Origin of the sequence: Nocardioides sp. OK12 (genome assembly GCF_024341885.1) — a bacterium.
GTDB classification, from domain to species: domain Bacteria; phylum Actinomycetota; class Actinomycetes; order Propionibacteriales; family Nocardioidaceae; genus Nocardioides; species Nocardioides marinisabuli.
Genome location: NZ_BNET01000007.1, coordinates 109,441 through 130,154, shown reverse-complemented (window position 1 = coordinate 130,154; position 20,714 = coordinate 109,441). Strand labels below are relative to the sequence as shown.

The following is a 20,714-nucleotide window of genomic DNA, read 5'->3' as shown; positions in this document are numbered from 1 at the left end:
GTGTGACCGAGCAGCCCCGTGACCCCACCGAGGGCCGCGAGCGGGGGACCATCTCCCTGCCCGAGCCGGTCCGCTCGCCGTGGTTCGAGCTGTCGCGACGACTCCTGGCGGCGCTCGCCATCCTCGTGGGCACCGTCCTGCTGGTCTACCTCGACCGCAAGGGCTACCGCGACGGCACCGGTCCCGACCCCGGCATCAGCCTGATCGACGCGATCTACTACACGACCGTCACCCTGAGCACGACCGGCTACGGCGACATCTCGCCGGTCACCGACTCGGCGAGGCTGATCAACGCCTTCGTCATCACCCCCGCCCGCATCGCCTTCCTGGTCCTGCTGATCGGCACGACCATCGAGGTGCTGGCATCGCAGGGCCGCGAGATGTTCCGCGTCGCCCGTTGGAGGAACAAGATGGACCACCACGTCGTCGTCATCGGCTACGGCACCAAGGGCCGCAGCGCGGTGCAGACCCTGCTCAACAACGGTCTGCAGCGCGAGGCGATCGTCGTCGTCGACCCCAGCGAGGTGGCGATGCAGGACGCGCACGCCGACGGGCTCGCCGTCGTCTCGGGCGACGCCACGCGCCGCGGGGTGCTGCGCCGCGCCGGCGTCGCCGACGCCGAGCAGGTCATCATCACCACCGACCGGGACGACTCCAACGTGCTGGCCACCTTGACGGTGCGCCAGCTCAACCCCGACGCCTACATCGTCACCGCGGTCCGCGAGCACGAGAACTCCCCGCTGATGCGACAGTCCGGTGCCGACTCGGTGATCACCTCCTCCGACGCGGTGGGGCGCCTGCTGGGCCTCTCCAGCGTCTCCCCGACGCTCGGCACCGTGATGGAGGACCTGCTCAGCTACGGCGACGGGCTCGAGGTGGCCGAGCGTGAGCTGCTCGTCAGCGAGGTCGGTCGCCAGCCGCAGTCGCTGCCAGACCAGGTGATCTCGGTCGTGCGCGACGAGAAGGTCTACCGCTACTTCGACCCGGTGGTCAGCCAGCTGGCCCGCGGCGACCGCCTGATCGTCGTGCGCCCGGCCAAGGAGCTGCCGTGGGCACCGCGCCCGGGCACCCACAACGAGGACGCCGCCACCGACGCGGAGTGAGGCCTCAGCAGGTGGGGACGCGGTCCCAGGAGAAGTAGGTGAACCGCTTGGAGCCGTGGTGGGTGCGCATCTTGACCCGCACCTTCTGCTTGGCCAGGTCACCGGTGCTGCTGAAGCGGGCGAACACCTTGCGCTTGCCGGCCGCGGCCCAGCCGCTGTGCGCCGCCGCCGTCCAGAAGGGAGCGGTCGAGGCGTCCTTGACCCAGACCTCCACGCGGCGCTCGGAGGTGCGGTGCTTGTTGTTCATCCGCACCAGCAGGTGGGAGTAGCCCTCGGCCGTCGCCGGTCGGCAGGCCTGGAGCTTGGCGCGCTTGTAGGTCTTCATCGTCGACCAGCTCTTGCCGCCGGCGGCGACCCGGTCGATCTCCCGGGTGCGGTCGTCGGGGGCGTCGTCGGAGGTCGCCAGGCTCGGCACGACCAGCACGGCCGCGACCAGCAGCGCCACCGCGACGGGGGCCAGCCAGGTGACCGCACGGGTCGGGTGGGGTGTGCTCGGCACGGGTGTTCCTCCGCTGATCGGGTCTGTCGGCTCGGTCGGCTCGGGGCAGGACGGCACCGACGGTATCGGACCGGTCGCGCGGTCCACGGACCGCCCCGAGGGTCGAACGCACGTTCGATCTTGTGGGAGGATCGGGGGATGGCCGGCGGGATGAGCAAGCGGGGGAGCGGGGTGCCGCTCGGGGAGCGCCGACGCAGCGACCGCGCCGCTCCCGCGGCCGCCCCCGCGCGGCGTACGCCGACCTCGCCCTGCCCGGCGCGGCACTGCTGGGTGGGCGACCCGCTCGACGAGGAGGGCGAGAAGCGGCCCGGGCTGCTGCTGGAGTGGCGGCAGAGCCCCGACGGCTGGCAGGGCCTGGTCGTCTACGCGGCCCGGGTGCGGCCGGGCTCGTGGGGCCTGGTGCAGGAGTGGCTCCCGGGCTCGAGCCTCACCCCGTTGTGAGCCTCAGTGGCGCCGACCGCGCCGGCACGTCGGCACGTCGCTCCAGCGCAGCGAGCGCGCGGGGCTGACGTCGTGGCGGGTGCGCAGGCGGACCCGGAAGCGCTGGGTGACCAGTCGGCCGGTGGTCGAGACGTGCGCGAGCGGGGCGGCTCGGCCGGCGCGCACCCACGGGGTGCGGCTGTCGCCGCTCCAGGGCAGCGAGTAGGCCCGGTCCTTGAAGGTGACCTCGGCGCGCCGCAGCCGCTTGTCGTGGGCGTTGCGCAGGCGCAGCACGAGACGACGGAACGCGCCGTCGCGCGGCGGTCGGCAGCCCTCGAGGATCGCGCGCCGGTACGTCGTCAGCTCGGCCCAGCCGCGGTCGTGCCGCGCCTTGGCGCGGACGGGTGCCATCGAGGTCGCCATCGAGGTGGCCGTCGCGGCCCCCGGGAGTGCCGGGGCGGGTGCCGCGGACGCGGTCGGTGCTGCCGGCGCGAGGCTGAGCGCCACCGCGGCGGCGGTGGTGGCGAGGGTGGTGCGGAGCGCGGTGGACCTGGGCATCCCCGCAATGTAGTGCGTGGTGTGACTCAAGTGACGCATGTGACTGGCGCGGTGCAGCTGTGTCGGCCTCGATGGCCGACGGGCCACGAGCGCTGACCCGTCTCCGGCGGGGACGCGCCGGAGACGGCCGGGTGAGCGCCTCGGACCGCTACCACCAGGGGGGACTGTGGTGGCGGCGTCGGCACCGATCCTCACCGGTCGGTGCCGTCCCGCGCAGGGAGTTCTCCACCTCGACGGCAAAATCCAGGGAGCTGTCCAGACGGCCTTGCCGCTCGCCGGCGTGCACCGGGGCCGACGCCCCACCCCGTGGGTCTCCAGTGGCAGTCAGGTGTCGGCGTGAGTGCCTTGCCGCTGGGGAGAAACCATTGCCTTCGAACGCACGTTCGAGTAAAATCGGGTCATGACGCAGCCCAGCCGCGAGCAGCTCTGCGAGGTCGACGACCTCGACGCTGACCGGCTGCTCGAGGTGGCCCGCGAGGCCGAGGTCGAGGTACGTCGCGCCGAGCGCCGCCGGTTGCGGCTGGTGCTGCGCTGGTGCGACCTGCACCCCGCCCTCGACGACACCCAGCGGCTCTCGTGGGGCGAGCAGGACCGGGTCTGGGACTGCGATGCCTGGATCGGTGGCGAGGGGGTCCCGGCGGTGGCGGAGTTCACCGCCGAGCCGTTGGCGGCGGTGATGCGGATGTCACCGGCCGCGACCACCTCGCTGATGGGCGAGGCGCTCGAGCTGCGGCACCGGCTGCCCAGGATCCACGCCCGGGTGGAGTCCCTCGAGGTCGCGCTGTGGCGCGCCCGACGGGTCGCGAAGGCCACCCAGGGCCTCTCGGTCGAGGCCGCCGCGCACGTCGATGCGGTCCTGGCACCCCTCGTGGACTCCGTGGGCCCCACCCGCATCGACCGCGCGGTCGCCGAGGCGGCCGCCCTGTACGACCCCGAGACCCTCACCGACGCCGAGGAGCACGCCCGGGTCCACGAGTGGGGCATCACGCTGCGCCACCACCGCGCCGGTGAGGGCCGCCAGTGGGCCGGCACCTCCTGGCTCGCGATCACCGGTGACACCCCCACCCTGCAGCGCCTGCACGACCTGGTCACCGACACCATCGCCCCACCCGCAGACCCCGCAGTAGACCCCGACAGTCAGCGCGACCTCGGCGTACGCCAGATCCAGGCGCTGGCCGAGGTCCTCGACGGCCTCGGCGCACCCCGCCCCCGGGTACGGCTGGCCATCGACCTCACCACCGACGACCTCACCGAACCCCTCGTGGGTCCGGGCGTGGGGCGGGTGCTCGGGCTGGGCCCCGCCACCCTCGCCACGATCCGCGACTGGCTGGCCGGGGCCTCGGTCACCGTGCTGCCGGTCCTCGACATGGCCCGCACCGACGCCATCGACGCCCACGACCCGCCCCGGTGGATGCGCGACCTGGTCACCCGCCGCGACACCCACTGCGTGCACCCCTTCTGCGACACCCCCGCCACCCGCTGCGACCTCGACCACATCACCGCCTACATCCCCATGGACGAAGGCGGACCACCCGGCCAGACCCACCCAGCCAACCTGGCACCCCTGTGCAGGCACCACCACCGCAACAAGACCCACGGCCATTGGACCTACCACCGCACCCACCACGGCGACTACCTCTGGCACGACCAGCACGGCCACACCTACGCCGTCACCCGCCAAGGCACCCTCGAGCTCGAGACCCGCTGACCGCTGCCGGTGGTAGGGGTGTCTCAGTGCCCGGCGGTGGTCGTCAGCAGCACGACGCTGTCCTCGCTGGCGGCGACGCTGTGCGCCGCAGCAGGGACGACGGCGTGGTCGCCGGTGCGCAGCCGCACCGTGTCATCGGAGGTCACCAGGTCGACGGTGCCGTGCACGACCTGGAGGGTGGCCTCTCCGGTGTGGCGGTGCTCGTCGAGCCCGTGCCCGGCCGCGAGGGCGATGAGGGTCTGGTGCAGGGCATAGCCCTGACCGCCGTGGACGGTGACGCTGCTGCGTCCGGCGGTCGCGCCGGCGGCTCTGCTGAGGTGCTCGTGGCCCAGTCGGACGAGGGAGACGGCTTCCATGCCACCAGTCTCGGACGACCTTGCCCCGGGAGGCTCGGGTCGGAGGACACGCGAGCGCAGGACCAAGGTCCAGGAAAAGCAGAAGGCCGGCATCCCGAAGGAGACCGGCCTCTGTGTGGAACTGGTGGGCGATACTGGGTTTGAACCAGTGACCTCTTCCGTGTCAAGGAAGCGCGCTACCGCTGCGCCAATCGCCCGAGGTGGAGACGGGATTTGAACCCGTGTAGACGGATTTGCAGTCCGTTGCCTCGCCTCTCGGCCACTCCACCACGGAGGTCTAACCAAGAGAGAGACCTCTCCGAGCGGACGACGAGGCTCGAACTCGCGACCTCAACCTTGGCAAGGTTGCGCTCTACCAACTGAGCTACGTCCGCTTGCCGCCTGGGGTTTCCCCCGGGCTGCGACAGGAACATTAGCCCAACCCCCAGGACGTGCCAAATCCGGGTGTCGGCGGCGTGGCGAGCCGGCCAACAACGCCCGTGGAGCGGGCTTCTGCTCCCTGCAGGGGCGCCTACAGTGGCTCTTGTGCGCGCCTGGGTGAACGGACATCAGCTCGCTGACCCCCACCAGCCGGTGGTGCAGGTCAGCGACCACGGCTTCACGGTGGGGGACGGGGTGTTCGAGGCCGTCAAGGTCGTCGACGGCCGGCCGTTCGCCCTCGACCGCCACCTGGCGCGCCTGCGGGTGAGCGCTCTCGGGCTCGGGCTGCCGGCCCCCGACGATGCGCTGGTGCGCCAGGGGATCGCGGCCGTGCTGGAGGGCGAGCCGCTGCCGCTGGGTCGCCTGCGCATCACGGTCACCGGGGGCCCCGGGCCGCTCGGGTCCGGCCGCGGCGACGCCGAGCCCACGGTCGCGGTCGTCCTGGTGCCCCTCGAGGAGGCCGCACCGGCCGCCCGGGTCGCCACGGTGCCCTGGCCCCGCAACGAGCGGGGGGCGCTCGCCGGGCTCAAGACGACGTCGTACGCCGAGAACGTGGTGGCGCTCGCGGAGGCGAAGCGGCGCGGGGCCGACGAGGCGGTCTTCGCGAACCTGGCCGGACACCTGTGCGAGGGCACCGGGTCCAACGTCTTCTACGCCGTCGGCGGCGAGCTGCGCACCCCCACGCTGGCCAGCGGCTGCCTGGCCGGTGTCACCCGGGCGCTGGTCATCGAGTGGGTGGGCGCTCGCGAGGTCGACGAGCCGATCGAGGTGCTCGCCGAGGCCGAGGAGGTCTTCCTGGCCTCCACGACCCGCGACGTCCAGCCCGTCTCCCACTGGGACGGGCGCGACCTGGGCGCGCCGGGACCGCTGACGCTGGCGGCCGCGGCGACCTGGCGAAGGCGCGAGCCGGAGCTGCTCGACCCGGATGTGAGTGCCTCGCCCGGCATGCGCTAAAGTCTGCGACCGCACCCCCGGGTGCATCCGGCGGAGCGATCCGTCGGGCAGAAGGGCGATTGGCGCAGTGGTAGCGCGCTTCGTTCACACCGAAGAGGTCACTGGTTCGAACCCAGTATCGCCCACCTCGACACGATCCCCTCCGACCTCGTCGGAGGGGATCGTCTGCTCTGTGGCCCGCTCGTCCACCACGCTGGACTCGCCGGCGACTCACCGAACCTGCATGATGCGTCCGTGGGAATCGAGCTGCTCCCCCTGACCCAGGGGCCGGCACGGCCCGACGACACGCTGGTCCACGAGCTGGCCGACGTGCTGAGGGACTGCGTCGACGGCGGGGCCAGCGTCGGGTTCGGACGTCCTCTCGCGCTCGACCGGGCGCTCGACTGGTGGCGTACGTCGCTGTGCGCACCCGCGACCCGGACCTGGGTGGCTCGCGGGGGAGCGGGGCGCATCGAGGGGTGCGTGCAGCTCTCGCTCGCCGGGCAGGACAACGCCCGGCACCGTGCCGAGGTGGCCAAGCTGCTGGTGCACCGCAGGAGCCGCGGCTCCGGGCACGCCGCGGCGCTGATGGGCGCCCTGGAGCAGCACGCCCGGCACGTGGGGCGGACCCGGTTGCTGCTCGACACCCAGACCGGCAGCGTCGCCGAGCGCCTCTACGAGCGCTGGGGGTGGGTCCGGGTCGGGGTCGTGCCCGACTACGCCGCGGACCCCGACGGGGTGCTCGCGCCGACGACGTTCATGACCAAGGACCTGCGCTGAGAGGCGTGGGTCCGGTGCCGCGCGACGCGGGCCGGATTCACGCCGCCGACGTACGATGGCACCACATCACTCACGGATGGGTGATCTCATGTGGTGGTTGTTCTGGCTGGTGACAGCGGTAGTCCTCGGCGTGGCCGAGTTCTCCACGCTGACGCTGGTCTTCGGCCTCCTGGCGGGCTCGGCCCTCGTCGCCGCCGTCGTGGCCGGGTTCGGGGCGTCGTTCCCCCTGCAGCTCCTGGCCTTCGCCGCCACCGGCGGAGTCGGGCTCGTCGCGCTGCGCCCGGTCGCCAAGCGGCAGCTGACCCGGCCCCCGCCCACCCGTGACGGCAGCGACGCCCTGGTGGGCCGGTCGGCGTACGTGACCCGCGAGGTCAGCGCGACCGGGGGACTGGTGCACCTCTCGGGGGAGGACTGGTCGGCGCGCGCCTACGACGAGGACCTGGTCATCCCGGCAGGGGTCCGCGTCGACGTCCTCCAGATCGAGGGCGCCACCGCCCTCGTGCACCCGCGCGACCCACTGCCCGACCCACTGCCGGAGCCGCTGCCGGAACCCGAGCACAGAGAAGAGTGAGACCGATGGACCTGCTGATCCCGATCGCCGTCCTTGCCGCCCTCGTCGCCTTCGTGGTGGCGTCGTCGATCCGCATCGTCCCGCAGGCCCGGCGCTACAACATCGAGCGGTTCGGCCGCTACCAGCGGACCCTGCAACCGGGTCTGAACCTGCTCATCCCGATGGTCGACCGGGTCAACACCAAGCTCGACGTGCGCGAGCACGTCTACTCCTCCGACCCCAAGCCGGTGATCACCGAGGACAACCTGGTCGTGGCCATCGACACGGTCCTCTACTACCAGATCACCGACCCGCGGGCGGCGGCGTACGAGGTGGCCGACTACCTGCAGGCCATCGACCACCTCACGGTCACCACGCTGCGCAACCTGATCGGGTCGATGGACCTCGAGAGCACGCTCACCTCCCGCGAGACCATCAACTCGCGGCTGCGCGAGGTGCTCGACGAGGCCACCGGGCGCTGGGGGATCCGCGTCAACCGGGTGGAGATCAAGGCCATCGACCCGCCGAGCGGCATCAAGGAGGCGATGGAGAAGCAGATGCGCGCCGAGCGCGACAAGCGCGCGCTGATCCTGCACGCCGAGGGCGAGCGCCAGTCGCTGATCCTCACCGCCGAGGGCCGTCAGCAGGCCAAGATCCTCGAGGCCGACGGCGAGGCGCAGGCCCTGGAGCGGGTCTTCCGGGCCGTGCACGAGAACCAGGCCGACCCGCAGGTGCTGGCCTACAAGTACCTCGAGATGCTGCCCCGCCTCGCCGAGAACGGCAACGGCTGGTTCGTGATCCCGGGCGAGCTCACCGAGGCGGTCAAGACCGTCACCTCCGCCTTCGCCGCCGACCACGCCCGGGAGCAGCGCGAGGTCGAGCCCCGACCCGAGCCCGGTGTCGAGCAGGTCCAGACCCGACGGGCGGGCTGAGGGGCGGGTCGAGGGCAGGGTCGAGGGCTGGGCAGCTCATCGCCGGCCGGTGACCAGGTAGGCCCGCATGGTCGCGGTCACCGGGCCGGCGCCCAGCAGCTCCTCGGTGACCGCGGCGACCTCGTCGGTCAGCCCGGTCAGGTCACCGCGCTCCTCCAGCGCCACCCGCAGGGGGCTGCCGGTGCACACGCCCAGCGCGACGTCGCGTGCCGAGCCAGCGGTCCCACTGAGCTCGACCGGCTCGACGCTCACCGACCGCAGCCCCGCTGCGCACGCGTCGGCCTCGATCTGCCCTGGGTCGTGGTAGCCGTGCGGCACCCGCACCACGAAGGTCGGCGGGTCGTCCAGGACCCGCTCCAGGGCGGTGACGACCGCGTGGGCGAAGGGGTGGGTCTCGACGGAGTCCCAGGTCGTCAGCAGCGCGGTGCCCCCGGGCACGAGGACGCGGACCACCTCGGCCAGGGCGCCGACCCGGTCCGGGAAGAACATCACGCCGAAGGAGCAGACCACCGCGTCGAAGCGACCGTCCTCGAAGGGCAGCGACAGCGCGTCGGCCTGCTGCCAGCTGGCCCCCGGCACCCGGCTCGCCCCGAGCGCCACCATCGCGGGGTTCAGGTCGGTGGCCACGACCTCTGCCCCGGGCAGCGCCGCGACCAGTGCACCGGTCACCCGACCGGTGCCGGCCGCGAGCTCGAGCACCCGGCGCGGGGCGAGCGGCACCAGCGCGGCGGCGAGGTGCTCGCCGTACGGCGCGAAGAAGACCGGGCCGAGGTGCCGGTCGTAGGCGGCCGGCATGTCGGCCACCCACGTGCTGTCGGCGTCGGGGGCCACCCACGAGACAGTAGTCCCGGCGAGGGCCGCTGGGAACGGGCGCGCAGCGTCGAGAGACCGGTGCGCGCCCACCGAGGTCTCCGAGCACCCACCACCTGCCGTCTACCGTGACGAGATGACCTTGCACCACGTACGACGCGGCACGGGCGCGCCGCTGCTCCTCGTCCACGGGCTCGGCGCGGGCTGGCGCTCGTGGGAGCCGATCATCGACGCGTTGGCGGCCGAGCGCGAGGTGATCGCGGTGGACCTGCCCGGCTTCGGCCAGAGCCCGCCCCTCGCCGCGCTGTCCATCGCCACGCTCGCCGACGCCGTCGCCGACTTCATCGAGGAGCAGGGGCTCGGCGAGGTCGCGACGACGGGACAGTCGATGGGCGCGCGGATCGTGCTCGAGCTGTCTCGCCGCGGCGTCGGGGGTGACACCGTGGCCCTCGACCCGGGCGGCTTCTGGACCGATCGCGAGCTGGCGCTCTTCGGCGCCACGCTGCGGCCCTCGATCGCCCTGGTCCGTGCCCTGCGCGGGGCGCTGCCCTCCCTGCTCGCCACCCGCGTCGGCCGGACCGCCTTCCTGGCGCAGCTCTCCGCGCGGCCCTGGGCGTTGGACGCCGACACCGTGCTGCCCGACGTGCTGGGGCTGGCCGACGCCCCGTCGACCGACGCGGCCCTGGACGCCCTCACCAAGGGACCCAAGCAGGAGGGCGCGCCCGCGGGGACCGTCCCCGGCCGGGTCACGATCGGCTGGGGCCGCCGCGACCGGGTCACCCTGCCGCGCCAGGCCGAGCGCGCCGTCCGTGCCTTCCCCGACGCCGAGCTGCACTGGTTCGAGAAGTGCGGGCACTTCCCGCAGTGGGACGCGCCCGACGAGGCGGTCCGGCTGATCCTCGACCGCACCTCCTGAGGGTCCCGGCCCAGCGCGCCCGCGCCCTCGCGCCGGGAGTCGCAGAAACCGATGCGTCGATCGCCTCCCGTGCTGGATACGATCGCGCGGTCAGCCCACCCGGGCCCCACCACGAACGGAGCACCCCGTGTCCGACCTCAAGATCACCCTCGTCCACGCCGGTGAGCGTGAGGTGCGGGAGGTCACGACGGGCACCAAGGCGTGGGAGCTCTTCGCCGACGACCCGGCCGTGATCGTGGCCCGCGTGGGCGGTGAGCTGAAGGACCTGGCCCACGAGCTGTCCGACGGCGACGAGGTCGAGGGCGTGCTCATCGACAGCCCCGACGGCCGCGACGTGCTGCGCCACTCGACCGCGCACGTGCTGGCCCAGGCCGTCCAGGACCTCTTCCCCGACGCCAGGCTCGGCATCGGCCCGCCGGTCGTCGACGGGTTCTACTACGACTTCGACGTCGAGACCCCCTTCGTGCCCGAGGACCTGGCCAAGATCGAGACGCGGATGCGCAAGATCATCAAGGAGGGCCAGAAGTTCTCGCGTCGCGTCACCACCGACGCCGACGCCCTCGCCGAGCTGGCCCACGAGCCCTACAAGGTCGAGCTCATCGGGCTCAAGGGCTCGGGCAACGCCGAGGAGGCCGCCGAGGGCGCCTCCGCCGAGGTCGGCGCCGGCGAGCTGACGATCTACGACAACCTCGACCGCAAGGGCGAGACCGCCTGGTCCGACCTGTGCCGCGGCCCCCACCTGCCCACCACCAAGCGCATCCCGGCCTTCAAGCTGATGCGCTCCGCGGCGGCGTACTGGCGCGGCGACGAGAAGAACAAGCAGCTGCAGCGCATCTACGGCACCGCGTGGGAGTCCAAGGAGGCCCTCGAGGAGCACCTGCACCGCATCGAGGAGGCCGAGCGGCGCGACCACCGCAAGCTCGGGCGCGACCTCGACCTCTTCAGCTTCCCCGACGAGATCGGCTCCGGCCTGCCCGTCTTCCACCCCAAGGGCGGGGTGATCAAGCGGGAGATGGAGGACTACGTCCGCCGTCGGCACATCGAGGAGGGGTTCGAGTACGTCGGCACCCCGCACATCGCCAAGGAGGGGCTCTTCCACACCTCCGGGCACCTGCCCTACTACGGCGAGGGGATGTTCCCCGCGCTCGACGTCGACGGCATGGACTACCGCCTCAAGGCGATGAACTGCCCGATGCACAACCTCATCTACCGCTCGCGGCAGCGCTCCTACCGCGAGCTGCCGCTCCGGCTCTTCGAGTTCGGCAGCGTCTACCGCCACGAGAAGTCCGGCGTCGTGCACGGGCTGACCCGGGTGCGCGGCTTCGCCCAGGACGACTCGCACTCCTACGTCACCGCCGAGCAGGCGCCCGACGAGATCCGCCACCTGCTCGACTTCGTGCTCGGGCTGCTGCGCGACTTCGGGCTCGACGACTTCTACCTCGAGCTGTCGACCCGCGACGCCTCGAAGGACAAGTTCATCGGCTCCGACGAGGACTGGGAGGTCGCGACCAAGGTGCTCGAGGACGTCTGCGTCGGCACCGGCCTCGAGCTGGTCCCGGACCCGGGCGGGGCGGCGTACTACGGCCCGAAGGTGTCGGTGCAGGCGCGCGACGCCATCGGCCGCACCTGGCAGATGTCGACCATCCAGTACGACTTCAACCAGCCCTCGGCCGAGCGGTTCGCGCTCGAGTACGTCGCCCCCGACGGCAGCCGTCAGCAGCCGGTGATGATCCACTCCGCCAAGTTCGGCTCGATCGAGCGGTTCATGGGCGTGCTGGTCGAGCACTACGCCGGCGCCTTCCCTCCGTGGCTGGCCCCGGTGCAGGTGCAGGCGATCCCGATCGCGGAGCGGCACGCCGACTACCTGCACGACGTGGCGCGGCGGATGAAGCCGCTGGGCCTGCGGGTCGAGGTCGACGACTCCGACGACCGGATGCAGAAGAAGATCCGCAACGCGCAGCTGCAGAAGGTGCCGTTCATGATGATCGCCGGCGACGACGACATCGCCGCGGGCGCGGTCTCGTTCCGCTACCGCGACGGCCGCCAGGACAACGGGGTGCCGCTCGAGGAGGCCATCGAGCGGGTGCGCGCCGCCGTGGAGTCGCGCGAGCAGGTCTGAGCCGGTGAGGCGCGCGCCCCGCACCGCGGCGGGTCTGGCCCCGGGACTCCTCCTGGGGCTGGTCCTCGCCGCCTGCGGCGGCGTCGCCGAGCCGCCCGCCGACCCGGCGCCCGACGCGCGGCCCGAGCGCTCGCAGCCGGCCGAGGAGCTGACGGTCCCCGAGGTCCCCGACGACCTCGAGGAGCAGGCCGAGCGTGCCGCCATGTCCGACCTGGCTGCGCTGGCCGAGCAGAAGGCCGCCGAGCTCCCGCCCGGGCTGCGGGCCCCCGTCGAGGGCGGCGACATCAGCTGGCCGCAGTGCCCGCGCGGCCAGGGCATCCCCGAGCGGCGCACCCTGGGGCTGCCGATGCCGCTCGACTCGGCCCGCTTCGTGGTGATGGGCCTGACCAACGGCCCGGCCTTCTTCCCCAACCCCTGCCTGGCCGACCAGGTCGCCTGGGTGCGCGAGCGCGGCCTGCTCGCCGGCGCCTACGCGGTGGCCAGCTACCCCGACGCCGAGACCCTCGAGGAGCTCGGCGGGCGTGGGCCCTACCCGACCGACGACCCCGACGACCCGTACGCCGCCCAGCGCAACGTCGGCTACCAGCAGGCGCTCTTCAACATCACCACGATGCGCGACGCCGGGCTCCCGGCGCCGTTGATCTGGATCGACGTCGAGCCGGTGCGCGACTGGGAGTGGACCGACGACCTGGCCGCCAACGCCGCCGTCGTCGAGGGCCTGCGCGACGGCCTGGTCGAGAAGGGCTACCGCATCGGCATCTACTCCACCGCCTACCTGTGGAGCCAGGCCGTCGGCGACCTGACGCTGGGCGACGTGCCCGAGTGGCGGGCCGCCGGGCCGACCTCGCGCGCCGAGGCGCTGCGCCGCTGCGGGGCGTCGTACGTCGTGCAGGGCGGCAGCGCGGCCATCGGCCAGTGGGTCGAGGACGACCGCGACCTCAACGTGACCTGCCCGGGCACCGACACGGAGGCGCCGACCTGGTTCCACGCCTTCTGAGGGTCGCCCCGGGAGGCGTCTGCGACATCGTGTCGCGCTAACTATTTACACCGACACGGTGTCTCACTAACCTCGGAGCATGACCGTTCTCCGAAGCGACGCCACCCCCACCTACGAGCAGCGGCTGCGCACCCTCTCCGAGGCCTCGGTCCACCAGCACTTCGACGCCTTCCTCGACATCGACTGGGACGCCCCCGAGAACACCGTCGACCCCGAGGACCCCCGCTGGGTGCTGCCCAGCCACGACGTGATGGGGCGCACCGAGTGGTACCGCTCGCTGCCGCTGGAGCACCAGGTGCGGATCGGGCTCTACCACCAGGCCCGGATCACCAAGGTCGGCCTGCAGTTCGAGCAGATCCTCATCAGCGGCCTGATGAACTACGCCTTCAGCCGCCCCAACGGCTCCGCGGAGTTCCGCTACGCGACCCACGAGGCGACCGAGGAGTGCCACCACACGCAGATGTTCCAGGAGTTCGTGAACCGCACCGGCGTGGACGCGCGGGGCGGCTCCCGGTTCTTCCGGGCGATGGCGCCCGTCCTGCCCCTCGCCGCACGCTGGGTGCCCTTCGGCTTCTTCTTCGGGGTGCTGGCCGGCGAGGAGCCGATCGACCACGTGCAGAAGTCGGTGCTGCGCGCCGGCGACGACATGCACCCGCTGCTGCGCCGCATCATGCAGATCCACGTCGCCGAGGAGGCCCGCCACATCGGCTTCGCCCACCAGTACCTCCAGCACAACGCCGAGCGCCTCTCCCGCGTCGAGCGGGGGGTCATCTCGGTCGCGGTGCCCCTGCTGATGAAGTGGCTGTGCAACGAGATCCTCGTGCCGAGCCGCAGCGTGCGCCGCGAGCTGGCGATCCCCGACGACGTGGCCGCGGAGGTCTACTGGGACTCCCCGGAGTCGCAGAAGTTCCTGCGCGACCTCTTCGGCGACGTGCGGATGCTCGCCGACGAGACCGGGATGCGCCGCAACCGGGTCGCCCGCTGGCTGTGGCGGCGCATGGACATCGACGGCCGCCCCTCGCGCTTCCGCGGCGAGCCCGCCTCCGCCGCGGCCTGAGCGGGGAGCACCGTGCCCTACGTCGTCACCCGCTCCTGCTGCGCCGACGCCTCGTGCGTGGTGGCGTGCCCGGTCAACTGCATCCACCCCGCGCCGGGGGAGCCCGGCTTCGCGACCGCCGAGATGCTGTACGTCGACCCCGACGGGTGTGTCGACTGCGGAGCGTGCGCCACGGCCTGCCCGGTCGACGCGATCAAGCCGCACACCGCGCTCGGTGACGACGAGCTGGCCTACCTCGACATCAACGCCGGCTACTTCGACGTCTTCCCGCACCCCGACCGCGCCCCCGTGGCGGTGGTGCCGCCGCAGCGACGCCTGCGCGAGCCGCGCCCCGTGCGGGTCGCGGTGGTCGGGGCCGGCCCCGCCGGTCTGTACGCCGCCGACGAGCTGCTCAAGCACCCCGAGGTCAGCGTCGACGTGCTCGAGCGGCTGCCGACGCCGTACGGCCTGGTGCGCGCCGGCGTGGCGCCGGACCACCAGGACACCAAGCGGGCCCAGCAGCTGTTCGCGCAGATCGAGACCGAGCGGGGCTTCCGCTACCGCCTGGGCGTCGACGTCGGGCGCGACGTGAGCGCGGCCGAGCTGCAGGAGCGCTACGACGCCGTGGTGTGGAGCGTCGGGGCGGCGACCGACCGGTCCCTGGGCCTGCCGGGGGAGCAGCTGCCGGGCTCGCTCTCGGCGACCGAGCTCGTGGGTTGGTACAACGGGCACCCCGACCACCAGGACCACGCCGTCGACCTGTCGGCCGCGGCCACGGGCGCCCGCGCGGTCGTCGTCGGCAACGGCAACGTCGCCCTCGACGTGGCCCGGGTGCTCACCACCGACCCCGACGTGCTGCGCACCACCGACGTCGCCGGTCTGGCCTGGGCCGCGCTGGCCGGCAGCGCGGTGCGCGAGGTCGTGGTGCTGGGCCGTCGCAGCGCCGCCCACGCGGCGTACACCCTGCCCGAGCTGCTGGGCCTGGCCGCGCTGGCCGAGGCGGGCCGCCTGAACGTCGTGGTCGACGACGGGGGAGCGGGGCTGGGCGACGGCCGGCGGTCCGAGGTGCTCGCGCGCCTGGCCGCGCGGGAGCCCGACCCGTCGCTGCGCACCGTCGTGCTGCGCTTCTGCGCCGCCCCCGTGCGGCTGCTGGGCGAGGAGCGGGTCACCGGCCTCGAGGTGGTGCGCACCGACGCCGACGCGCGCCCGACCGGGCAGAGCGAGGTGGTCGCGACCGGGCTGGTGCTGCGCTCGATCGGCTACCGCTGCGAGCCGGTGCCGGGCCTGCCGTTCGACGAGACCAGTGGCACCGTGCCCCACGACAGCGGCCGGGTCGTCCCCGGCACCTACGTCGCCGGCTGGCTCAAGCGCGGCCCCTCCGGCTTCATCGGCACCAACAAGACCTGCTCGGCCGAGACCGTCGCGTCGCTGCTCGACGACCTCGACGCCGGGCTCGTCCCCCCGCCCGCCGTCGACGCCGAGGGGCCCGACGGCCTGTCCGCCCTGCTCGCCGCGCGCGGGGTGGTCGAGCTCGACCGGGACGACTGGCGCGCCATCGACGCCGAGGAGCGGCGCCGCGGTGCCGCGACCGGGAGGGTGCGCGCCAAGATCGTCGAGCGCGAGGAGCTGCTGCGCGTCGCCCTCGAGGCCCGCGGTGCCGACGGGTACGCTCCGGCCCGGAAGGCGGGCGACGGCGAGAGGGGGGCACGATGGCGGACGACCCGACGTCGCGCCCCGACGGCCGCCAGGCCCGCTGGGACCGGCACAACCAGGAGCGCCGCCAGCGCATCCTCGACGCAGCGCTGAGCGTCGTCGAGGCCGGTGAGCCGGGCGCCGAGGTGCACGTGCAGCAGATCGCCGACGAGGCGGGGCTGAGCCGCACCGTGGTCTACCGCCACTTCGCCGACCGCGCCGACCTCGACCGGGCCGTGCAGGCCGAGATCGTCGACGCGCTCTACGCCCAGCTGCTGCCCGAGGTGACCCTCGAGGGCACCATCCCGCAGATCGTCGAGCGGATCGTGGCGACGTACGTCAGCTGGGCGGTCGCCCACCCCGCGCTGCACCGCCTGGCCGAGCAGGACTCCTCGACCAGCGGCCCGGGCCCCCTCACCCACGGCATCGAGCGGATCGCGCTGGCGGTCTCCGAGCTGATCACCACCGCGCTCGAGCTGCTCGACGTCGAGCTCGACGAGGAGGTCCGGCCCGCGGTCGACCCGCTGGTCTTCGGTCTCGTCGGCGCGGTCTTCAGCGCCGTACGCCGCTGGATGGCGCGCGAGGAGCGGGAGCCGTCGGCCGAGCTCATGGTCTCCCTGGTCACCGACTCGGTCTGGTACCTGGTCAAGGGGCACGCGCGCATGCTCGGGGTGCACCTCGAGCACGACCAGGAGATCCAGGCGCTGCTCGCGCAGCCGCGGGCGGCGCGCCGGGGCTGACCCCCCGCGAGGTCCCCAGAAGAGGGCATCCCGCGACCCTTGCCGCCCCCGACGCCCGGGAGGAGAGTCGGAGGGGAGCGGCCGTGCCGCTGGGGCGCGCTCGCGGAGGAGGGAGCACGTCATGCACGCACGATCCACGACCATCACCGGAGACCCGGGGGCCGTCGACGCCACCGTCGAGTTCGTCCGCGACGAGGTGATGCCGATGCTGACCGGGATGGACGGCTGCGTCGGGATGTCCCTGGTCGCCGACCGCGACCTGGGCAGGATCATCGCCACCAGCTCGTGGCGCGACCTCGAGGCCCTGCACGCCAGCGACCAGGCGCTGGGCCCGATGCGTGCCGAGGGCGGCAAGATCCTCGGCGGCAGCCCGCACGTGGAGGAGTGGGAGGTGGCGGTTATGCACCGCGACCACCCCACCGCACCGGGGGCCTGGTGCCGCATCACCTGGGCCCGCCCCGGCGACCTCGACATGCTGGTCGGCGCCTGGAAGGAGCAGATGCTGCCGCGCATCGAGGCGATGCCGGGGTTCGCCGGCGCGAGCCTGATGACCCACGAGGAGTCCCGGCGGGCCTGCGGCACCGTCGCCTTCGACTCCCGCGAGTCGATGCTGGAGACCAGGGAGGACGCCGGCCGGCTGCGTGAGCACGCCGTGATCCACCTCGACACCGAGATCCTCGACCTGGCCGAGATGAGCCTGGAGATCGCCCACCTGCGGGTCCCCGAGCTGGTCTGAGGCGACGCTCCTAGGATCGGTGGGTGACTGACGAGACCCTGCACCAGGACGGCATCGGCCACCCCGACGACCTCGACCGGCTGTGGACCCCGCACCGGATGGCCTACATCCGTGGCGAGAACAAGCCGGCCGACGGGTCGTCGGGGGAGTGCCCGTTCTGCCGGGTGCCTGGCCTCGACGACGCCGAGGGCCTGGTGGTGCGGCGCGGCGAGCTGGCCTTCGTGCTGCTCAACCTCTACCCCTACGCGCCCGGGCACCTCATGGTCTGCCCCTACCGCCACATCGCCGACTACACCGAGACCACCGACGAGGAGGCCGCCGAGATCGCCGACCTCACGCGCGCGGCGATGCGCACCGTGCGTGCCACGTCGGGCGCCGGCGGCTTCAACATCGGGATGAACCAGGGCCACGTCGCGGGCGCCGGCATCGCCGCCCACCTGCACCAGCACGTCGTACCGCGCTGGCCCGGGGACCAGAACTTCATGCCGATCATCGGGCGCACCAAGACGCTGCCCGAGCTGCTGGGCCAGACCCGGGAGCTGCTCGCAGCCGCCTGGGTCTGACCCTCACCCCACGGGGACGTGAGGAGGGACCTCAGCGCCTCTTGTCGGTCGCCTTCACGATCGGGTCGGCGATGGTCGAGGAGGGCTTGTCCCGCTTCTCGGCCCGCTTCTCCTTGATCGACTTGGTGGACTTGGGGGACTTGCCGTGCCGCGGCGACTTGTCGCTCATGTGCGGACTCCCTGATGGCGGGCCTGGATGGCCCGATCCCTCGACTGTACGCCTGTTCCGGCGCACCCGACGCCACGCCGCGACGCAGGACCGATAGCCTTCGCCCACCATGTTGGACAGGTTCAAAGGCTTTTGGCAGGGCGTCGTGCTCGCCCCCTTCGTCACGCTCTTCATCAGGCTGGGCATCAGCCCCGACGCGGTGACCCTCGTCGGCACCCTCGGGGTGGCCGCGGGCGCGCTCATCTTCTTCCCCCAGGGCGAGCTGCTGATCGGTGTCCTCTTCATCACCGCCTTCGTCTTCAGCGACCTCGTCGACGGCCAGATGGCACGCCGGCTGGGTCGCTCCTCGAAGTTCGGCGCGTTCTGGGACTCGACGCTCGACCGGATCGGCGACGGCGCCGTCTTCGGCGGCCTGGTCCTCTACTTCGCCGGCCCCGGCGACTCGATGCTCTACCTCTCGCTGTCGCTCTACTGCGTGGTGATGGGCTCGGTCACCTCCTACGCCCGGGCCCGCGCCGAGTCGCTGGGCATGGACGCCAAGGGCGGGATCGCCGAGCGCGCCGACCGGCTGGTGCTGATCCTGGTCGCCACCGGCCTGGGTGCGATCTTCGGCGTGCCCGCACTGATGTACGCCGCCCTGTGGATCCTCGCCGTGGCCAACACCGCGACCGTGGTCTACCGGGTCGAGAAGGTGCGCAAGCAGGCCGTGGCGGCCGACGCCGCCGCGGGTGCCCAGGGCCCGACGCAGAATCGGTCGGCTGGGTAAACGCCCGTAGAATCGGGGGCATGACGCAGACGCCCCAGCAGCCCACCAGCGACCAGCCCACGACCGGCACCGACCGGGTCAAGCGCGGCATGGCCGAGATGCTGAAGGGCGGCGTGATCATGGACGTCGTGACCGCCGAGCAGGCGAAGATCGCCGAGGACGCCGGAGCGGTCGCGGTGATGGCCCTCGAGCGCGTGCCCGCCGACATCCGGGCCCAAGGAGGCGTCTCGCGCGCCTCCGACCCCGACATGATCGACTCGATCATCGAGGCCGTCTCGATCCCGGTCATGGCCAAGGCCCGCATCGGCCACTTCGTCGAGGCGCAGGTGCTGCAGAGCCTCGGTGTCGACTACGTCGACGAGTCCGAGGTGCTCACCCCGGCCGACTACGCCAACCACATCGACAAGTGGCAGTTCACCGTGCCCTTCGTCTGCGGTGCGACCAACCTCGGCGAGGCGCTGCGCCGCATCACCGAGGGCGCGGCGATGATCCGCTCCAAGGGCGAGGCCGGCACCGGCGACGTGTCCAACGCCGTCACCCACATGCGCACCATCCTCGGCGAGATCCGCCGGCTCTCGGCGATGTCGAAGGACGAGCTCTACGTCGCCGCCAAGGAGCTGCAGGCGCCGTACGAGCTGGTGGCCGAGGTCGCCGAGCGCGGCAGCCTGCCCGTCGTGCTCTTCACCGCCGGCGGCATCGCCACCCCCGCCGACGCCGCGATGATGATGCAGCTCGGCGCCGACGGCGTCTTCGTCGGCTCGGGCATCTTCAAGTCGGGCAACCCCGCCCAGCGCGCCGAGGCGATCGTCAAGGCCACCACCTTCCACGACGACCCGGCGATGGTCGCCAAGGTCTCGCGCGGCCTGGGCGAGGCGATGGTCGGCCTCAACGTCGACGAGATCCCCGCCCCGCACCGCCTCTCCGAGCGCGGCTGGTGACCCGGCCCGAATCTCCCGCTGACCCGGCGCAGATCTCGCACTGAGCCGGCACAGATCTCTCCTCGACCGGTCGGTGGGGCGCCACCGACCGGTCGGTGGTTCATTTGTGACTGCTCGATGGTGCAGAAGTGACCGCTCGGCCCTCACCTGAGCTCGGGGCAGTCCAGCTGTTCGCGGTCGGCGGCGCCCAGGGCGTCGTAGTCGCCGACCAGGTCGAGGACCCGGTCCCGGGCGTCGAGGTAGGCGCGGAAGTCGTACTGGTCCTGGGCCCACCACAGCTGCGGCTCGCCGCCGTTGTCGATGGTGTACTCGCCCGACGGCTCACCCATCTGCTCCACCACGGAAGCGCGGTCGGCGCCCACCTCGAGGTCGCACCACACCCGCACCCAGCGCTGCGGGGCGTCGGCGAGCGCCCCCTCGGTGGCCTCGACGCGTGACTCGGTGCTCAGCACCCGCCACTGCGCACGGTGGTAGACCAGCTGCGCCGTCTCCGACCCGCCCTCGAAGCGGGCGGCGACCGTCGCCTTCTCGCCCGTGTCCTGGGTGGTCTCGACCTCGACCGGGTCGACCTCGCGCAGCGGGTCCTCCCACAGCAGCGCGACGAACCCCGTGCACGGGTCACCGAGCTCGGCGCGGTCGAGCAGGATCGCCTCGTAGCGCAGCGCGATCGTCAGCTCCGGGTGGTGCCGCTCGCACGCCGCCTCGGCGTCCTGCGACTCGAGCGCGGCGAGCCAGGCCAGGTACGCCGCCTGCGGCTCGTCGGCGGCCTCGACCGCCGGCCCGGAGCCGGTCGGGCTGGTCGAGCTGGTCGAGGTGCTGCTCATGAGGCCACGTGGCTCGTCCTGGGACGAGGTGCCGTCGTCGCCGCAGGCGCCGGTGAGCAGTACCGCCACGGCGAGGACGCCGGTCAACCGGGAGCTGGGCATGGGTCCACTCTGCCACCGGCCCCGGACCGGTGGGGGAGGGTCCCTAG

23 protein-coding genes and 4 tRNA genes are annotated in these 20,714 nt (G+C 72.7%); 18 read left to right on the top strand and 9 right to left on the bottom strand.

Annotation, left to right across the window (positions count from 1 at the left end):
• Nucleotides 1–2: 2 nt before the first annotated feature.
• On the top strand, nucleotides 3–1,103 hold the full coding sequence (locus tag OCU29_RS17765) for a TrkA family potassium uptake protein (protein ID WP_179616326.1): 1,101 nt from the start codon (nucleotides 3–5) through the stop codon (nucleotides 1,101–1,103).
• Nucleotides 1,104–1,107: 4 nt separating this feature from the next.
• Here the strand turns inward: OCU29_RS17765 and OCU29_RS17760 are convergent, their stop codons facing one another.
• The gene (locus tag OCU29_RS17760; RefSeq protein ID WP_179616327.1) at nucleotides 1,108–1,602 is read right to left on the bottom strand and encodes a hypothetical protein; all 495 of its coding nucleotides are present in this window, start codon (nucleotides 1,600–1,602) and stop codon (nucleotides 1,108–1,110) included.
• A gap of 138 nt (nucleotides 1,603–1,740) precedes the next feature.
• Here OCU29_RS17760 and OCU29_RS17755 point away from each other — a divergent pair, with 138 nt between their 5' ends.
• The gene (locus tag OCU29_RS17755; RefSeq protein ID WP_261820963.1) at nucleotides 1,741–2,043 is read left to right on the top strand and encodes a hypothetical protein; all 303 of its coding nucleotides are present in this window, start codon (nucleotides 1,741–1,743) and stop codon (nucleotides 2,041–2,043) included.
• A gap of 3 nt (nucleotides 2,044–2,046) precedes the next feature.
• Here OCU29_RS17755 and OCU29_RS17750 read toward each other — a convergent pair whose 3' ends face one another.
• Nucleotides 2,047–2,580 carry a hypothetical protein gene (locus OCU29_RS17750; protein ID WP_261820962.1) on the bottom strand — a complete coding sequence of 178 codons (534 nt, stop codon included), beginning with the start codon at nucleotides 2,578–2,580 and terminating at the stop codon, nucleotides 2,047–2,049.
• 400 nt (nucleotides 2,581–2,980) lie between these two features.
• On the opposite strand from OCU29_RS17750, the gene OCU29_RS17745 reads away from it, so the two are divergent.
• Nucleotides 2,981–4,288 carry an HNH endonuclease signature motif containing protein gene (locus OCU29_RS17745; protein WP_261820961.1) on the top strand — a complete coding sequence of 436 codons (1,308 nt, stop codon included), beginning with the start codon at nucleotides 2,981–2,983 and terminating at the stop codon, nucleotides 4,286–4,288.
• Between the two features lie 23 nt (nucleotides 4,289–4,311).
• Here OCU29_RS17745 and OCU29_RS17740 read toward each other — a convergent pair whose 3' ends face one another.
• From OCU29_RS17740 to OCU29_RS17725, 4 genes are all read right to left on the bottom strand, one after another.
• A complete protein-coding gene (locus OCU29_RS17740; protein ID WP_261820960.1) occupies nucleotides 4,312–4,644 on the bottom strand; it encodes a cupin domain-containing protein in 333 nt (110 codons plus the stop codon).
• 122 nt (nucleotides 4,645–4,766) lie between these two features.
• Nucleotides 4,767–4,841: transfer RNA gene (locus OCU29_RS17735), tRNA-Val, on the bottom strand.
• Between the two features lies 1 nt (nucleotide 4,842).
• Nucleotides 4,843–4,913: transfer RNA gene (locus OCU29_RS17730), tRNA-Cys, on the bottom strand.
• Between the two features lie 32 nt (nucleotides 4,914–4,945).
• Nucleotides 4,946–5,018 (bottom strand) — tRNA-Gly (locus OCU29_RS17725).
• A gap of 151 nt (nucleotides 5,019–5,169) precedes the next feature.
• Here OCU29_RS17725 and OCU29_RS17720 point away from each other — a divergent pair.
• From OCU29_RS17720 to OCU29_RS17700, 5 genes are all read left to right on the top strand, one after another.
• Entirely contained in the window at nucleotides 5,170–6,018 is an 849-nt protein-coding gene (locus tag OCU29_RS17720; RefSeq protein WP_179616333.1) for an aminotransferase class IV, read from the top strand.
• Between the two features lie 53 nt (nucleotides 6,019–6,071).
• A tRNA-Val gene (locus tag OCU29_RS17715) sits at nucleotides 6,072–6,143 on the top strand.
• 109 nt (nucleotides 6,144–6,252) lie between these two features.
• Nucleotides 6,253–6,777, top strand: coding sequence for a GNAT family N-acetyltransferase (locus OCU29_RS17710; protein ID WP_261820959.1), 525 nt, complete (start codon nucleotides 6,253–6,255; stop codon nucleotides 6,775–6,777).
• Nucleotides 6,778–6,853: 76 nt separating this feature from the next.
• On the top strand, nucleotides 6,854–7,348 hold the full coding sequence (locus OCU29_RS17705; RefSeq protein ID WP_261820958.1) for an NfeD family protein: 495 nt from the start codon (nucleotides 6,854–6,856) through the stop codon (nucleotides 7,346–7,348).
• Nucleotides 7,349–7,353: 5 nt separating this feature from the next.
• Entirely contained in the window at nucleotides 7,354–8,259 is a 906-nt protein-coding gene (locus OCU29_RS17700; RefSeq protein ID WP_179616334.1) for an SPFH domain-containing protein, read from the top strand.
• 36 nt (nucleotides 8,260–8,295) lie between these two features.
• Here OCU29_RS17700 and OCU29_RS17695 read toward each other — a convergent pair whose 3' ends face one another.
• Entirely contained in the window at nucleotides 8,296–9,090 is a 795-nt protein-coding gene (locus tag OCU29_RS17695) for a class I SAM-dependent methyltransferase (protein ID WP_261820957.1), read from the bottom strand.
• Between the two features lie 115 nt (nucleotides 9,091–9,205).
• On the opposite strand from OCU29_RS17695, the gene OCU29_RS17690 reads away from it, so the two are divergent.
• The 8 genes from OCU29_RS17690 (at nucleotide 9,206) to OCU29_RS17655 (ending at nucleotide 17,868) form a co-directional block, all read left to right on the top strand.
• Complete coding sequence (locus tag OCU29_RS17690) at nucleotides 9,206–9,985, top strand: alpha/beta fold hydrolase (protein WP_261820956.1); 780 nt, start codon at nucleotides 9,206–9,208, stop codon at nucleotides 9,983–9,985.
• 127 nt (nucleotides 9,986–10,112) lie between these two features.
• Nucleotides 10,113–12,104 (top strand): threonine--tRNA ligase, encoded by a 1,992-nt coding sequence (thrS, locus tag OCU29_RS17685; RefSeq protein WP_179616336.1) that lies wholly within the window; start codon nucleotides 10,113–10,115, stop codon nucleotides 12,102–12,104.
• A gap of 4 nt (nucleotides 12,105–12,108) precedes the next feature.
• A complete protein-coding gene (locus OCU29_RS17680; RefSeq protein WP_261820955.1) occupies nucleotides 12,109–13,101 on the top strand; it encodes a hypothetical protein in 993 nt (330 codons plus the stop codon).
• Nucleotides 13,102–13,180: 79 nt separating this feature from the next.
• Nucleotides 13,181–14,158 (top strand): diiron oxygenase, encoded by a 978-nt coding sequence (locus OCU29_RS17675; protein ID WP_261820954.1) that lies wholly within the window; start codon nucleotides 13,181–13,183, stop codon nucleotides 14,156–14,158.
• 12 nt (nucleotides 14,159–14,170) lie between these two features.
• The gene (locus OCU29_RS17670) at nucleotides 14,171–15,943 is read left to right on the top strand and encodes an FAD-dependent oxidoreductase (protein WP_261820953.1); all 1,773 of its coding nucleotides are present in this window, start codon (nucleotides 14,171–14,173) and stop codon (nucleotides 15,941–15,943) included.
• Entirely contained in the window at nucleotides 15,847–16,569 is a 723-nt protein-coding gene (locus OCU29_RS17665; RefSeq protein WP_261820952.1) for a TetR/AcrR family transcriptional regulator, read from the top strand. Before OCU29_RS17670 ends, OCU29_RS17665 begins: the two co-directional genes overlap by 97 nt.
• A gap of 121 nt (nucleotides 16,570–16,690) precedes the next feature.
• Complete coding sequence (locus OCU29_RS17660; RefSeq protein WP_261820951.1) at nucleotides 16,691–17,305, top strand: antibiotic biosynthesis monooxygenase; 615 nt, start codon at nucleotides 16,691–16,693, stop codon at nucleotides 17,303–17,305.
• Between the two features lie 23 nt (nucleotides 17,306–17,328).
• On the top strand, nucleotides 17,329–17,868 hold the full coding sequence (locus OCU29_RS17655) for an HIT domain-containing protein (RefSeq protein ID WP_261820950.1): 540 nt from the start codon (nucleotides 17,329–17,331) through the stop codon (nucleotides 17,866–17,868).
• A gap of 31 nt (nucleotides 17,869–17,899) precedes the next feature.
• Here the strand turns inward: OCU29_RS17655 and OCU29_RS17650 are convergent, their stop codons facing one another.
• A complete protein-coding gene (locus tag OCU29_RS17650) occupies nucleotides 17,900–18,037 on the bottom strand; it encodes a hypothetical protein (RefSeq protein ID WP_261820949.1) in 138 nt (45 codons plus the stop codon).
• A 109-nt stretch (nucleotides 18,038–18,146) separates the two neighbouring features.
• On the opposite strand from OCU29_RS17650, the gene pgsA reads away from it, so the two are divergent.
• Together pgsA and pdxS are read left to right on the top strand one after the other, a co-directional pair.
• Nucleotides 18,147–18,803, top strand: a complete 657-nt coding sequence (pgsA, locus tag OCU29_RS17645; RefSeq protein ID WP_261820948.1) for a phosphatidylinositol phosphate synthase — start codon at nucleotides 18,147–18,149, stop codon at nucleotides 18,801–18,803.
• Between the two features lie 20 nt (nucleotides 18,804–18,823).
• A complete protein-coding gene (gene pdxS, locus OCU29_RS17640; protein ID WP_179616344.1) occupies nucleotides 18,824–19,741 on the top strand; it encodes a pyridoxal 5'-phosphate synthase lyase subunit PdxS in 918 nt (305 codons plus the stop codon).
• Between the two features lie 143 nt (nucleotides 19,742–19,884).
• Here pdxS and OCU29_RS17635 read toward each other — a convergent pair whose 3' ends face one another.
• Nucleotides 19,885–20,667, bottom strand: a complete 783-nt coding sequence (locus tag OCU29_RS17635) for a hypothetical protein (protein ID WP_261820947.1) — start codon at nucleotides 20,665–20,667, stop codon at nucleotides 19,885–19,887.
• Nucleotides 20,668–20,714 lie beyond the last annotated feature (47 nt).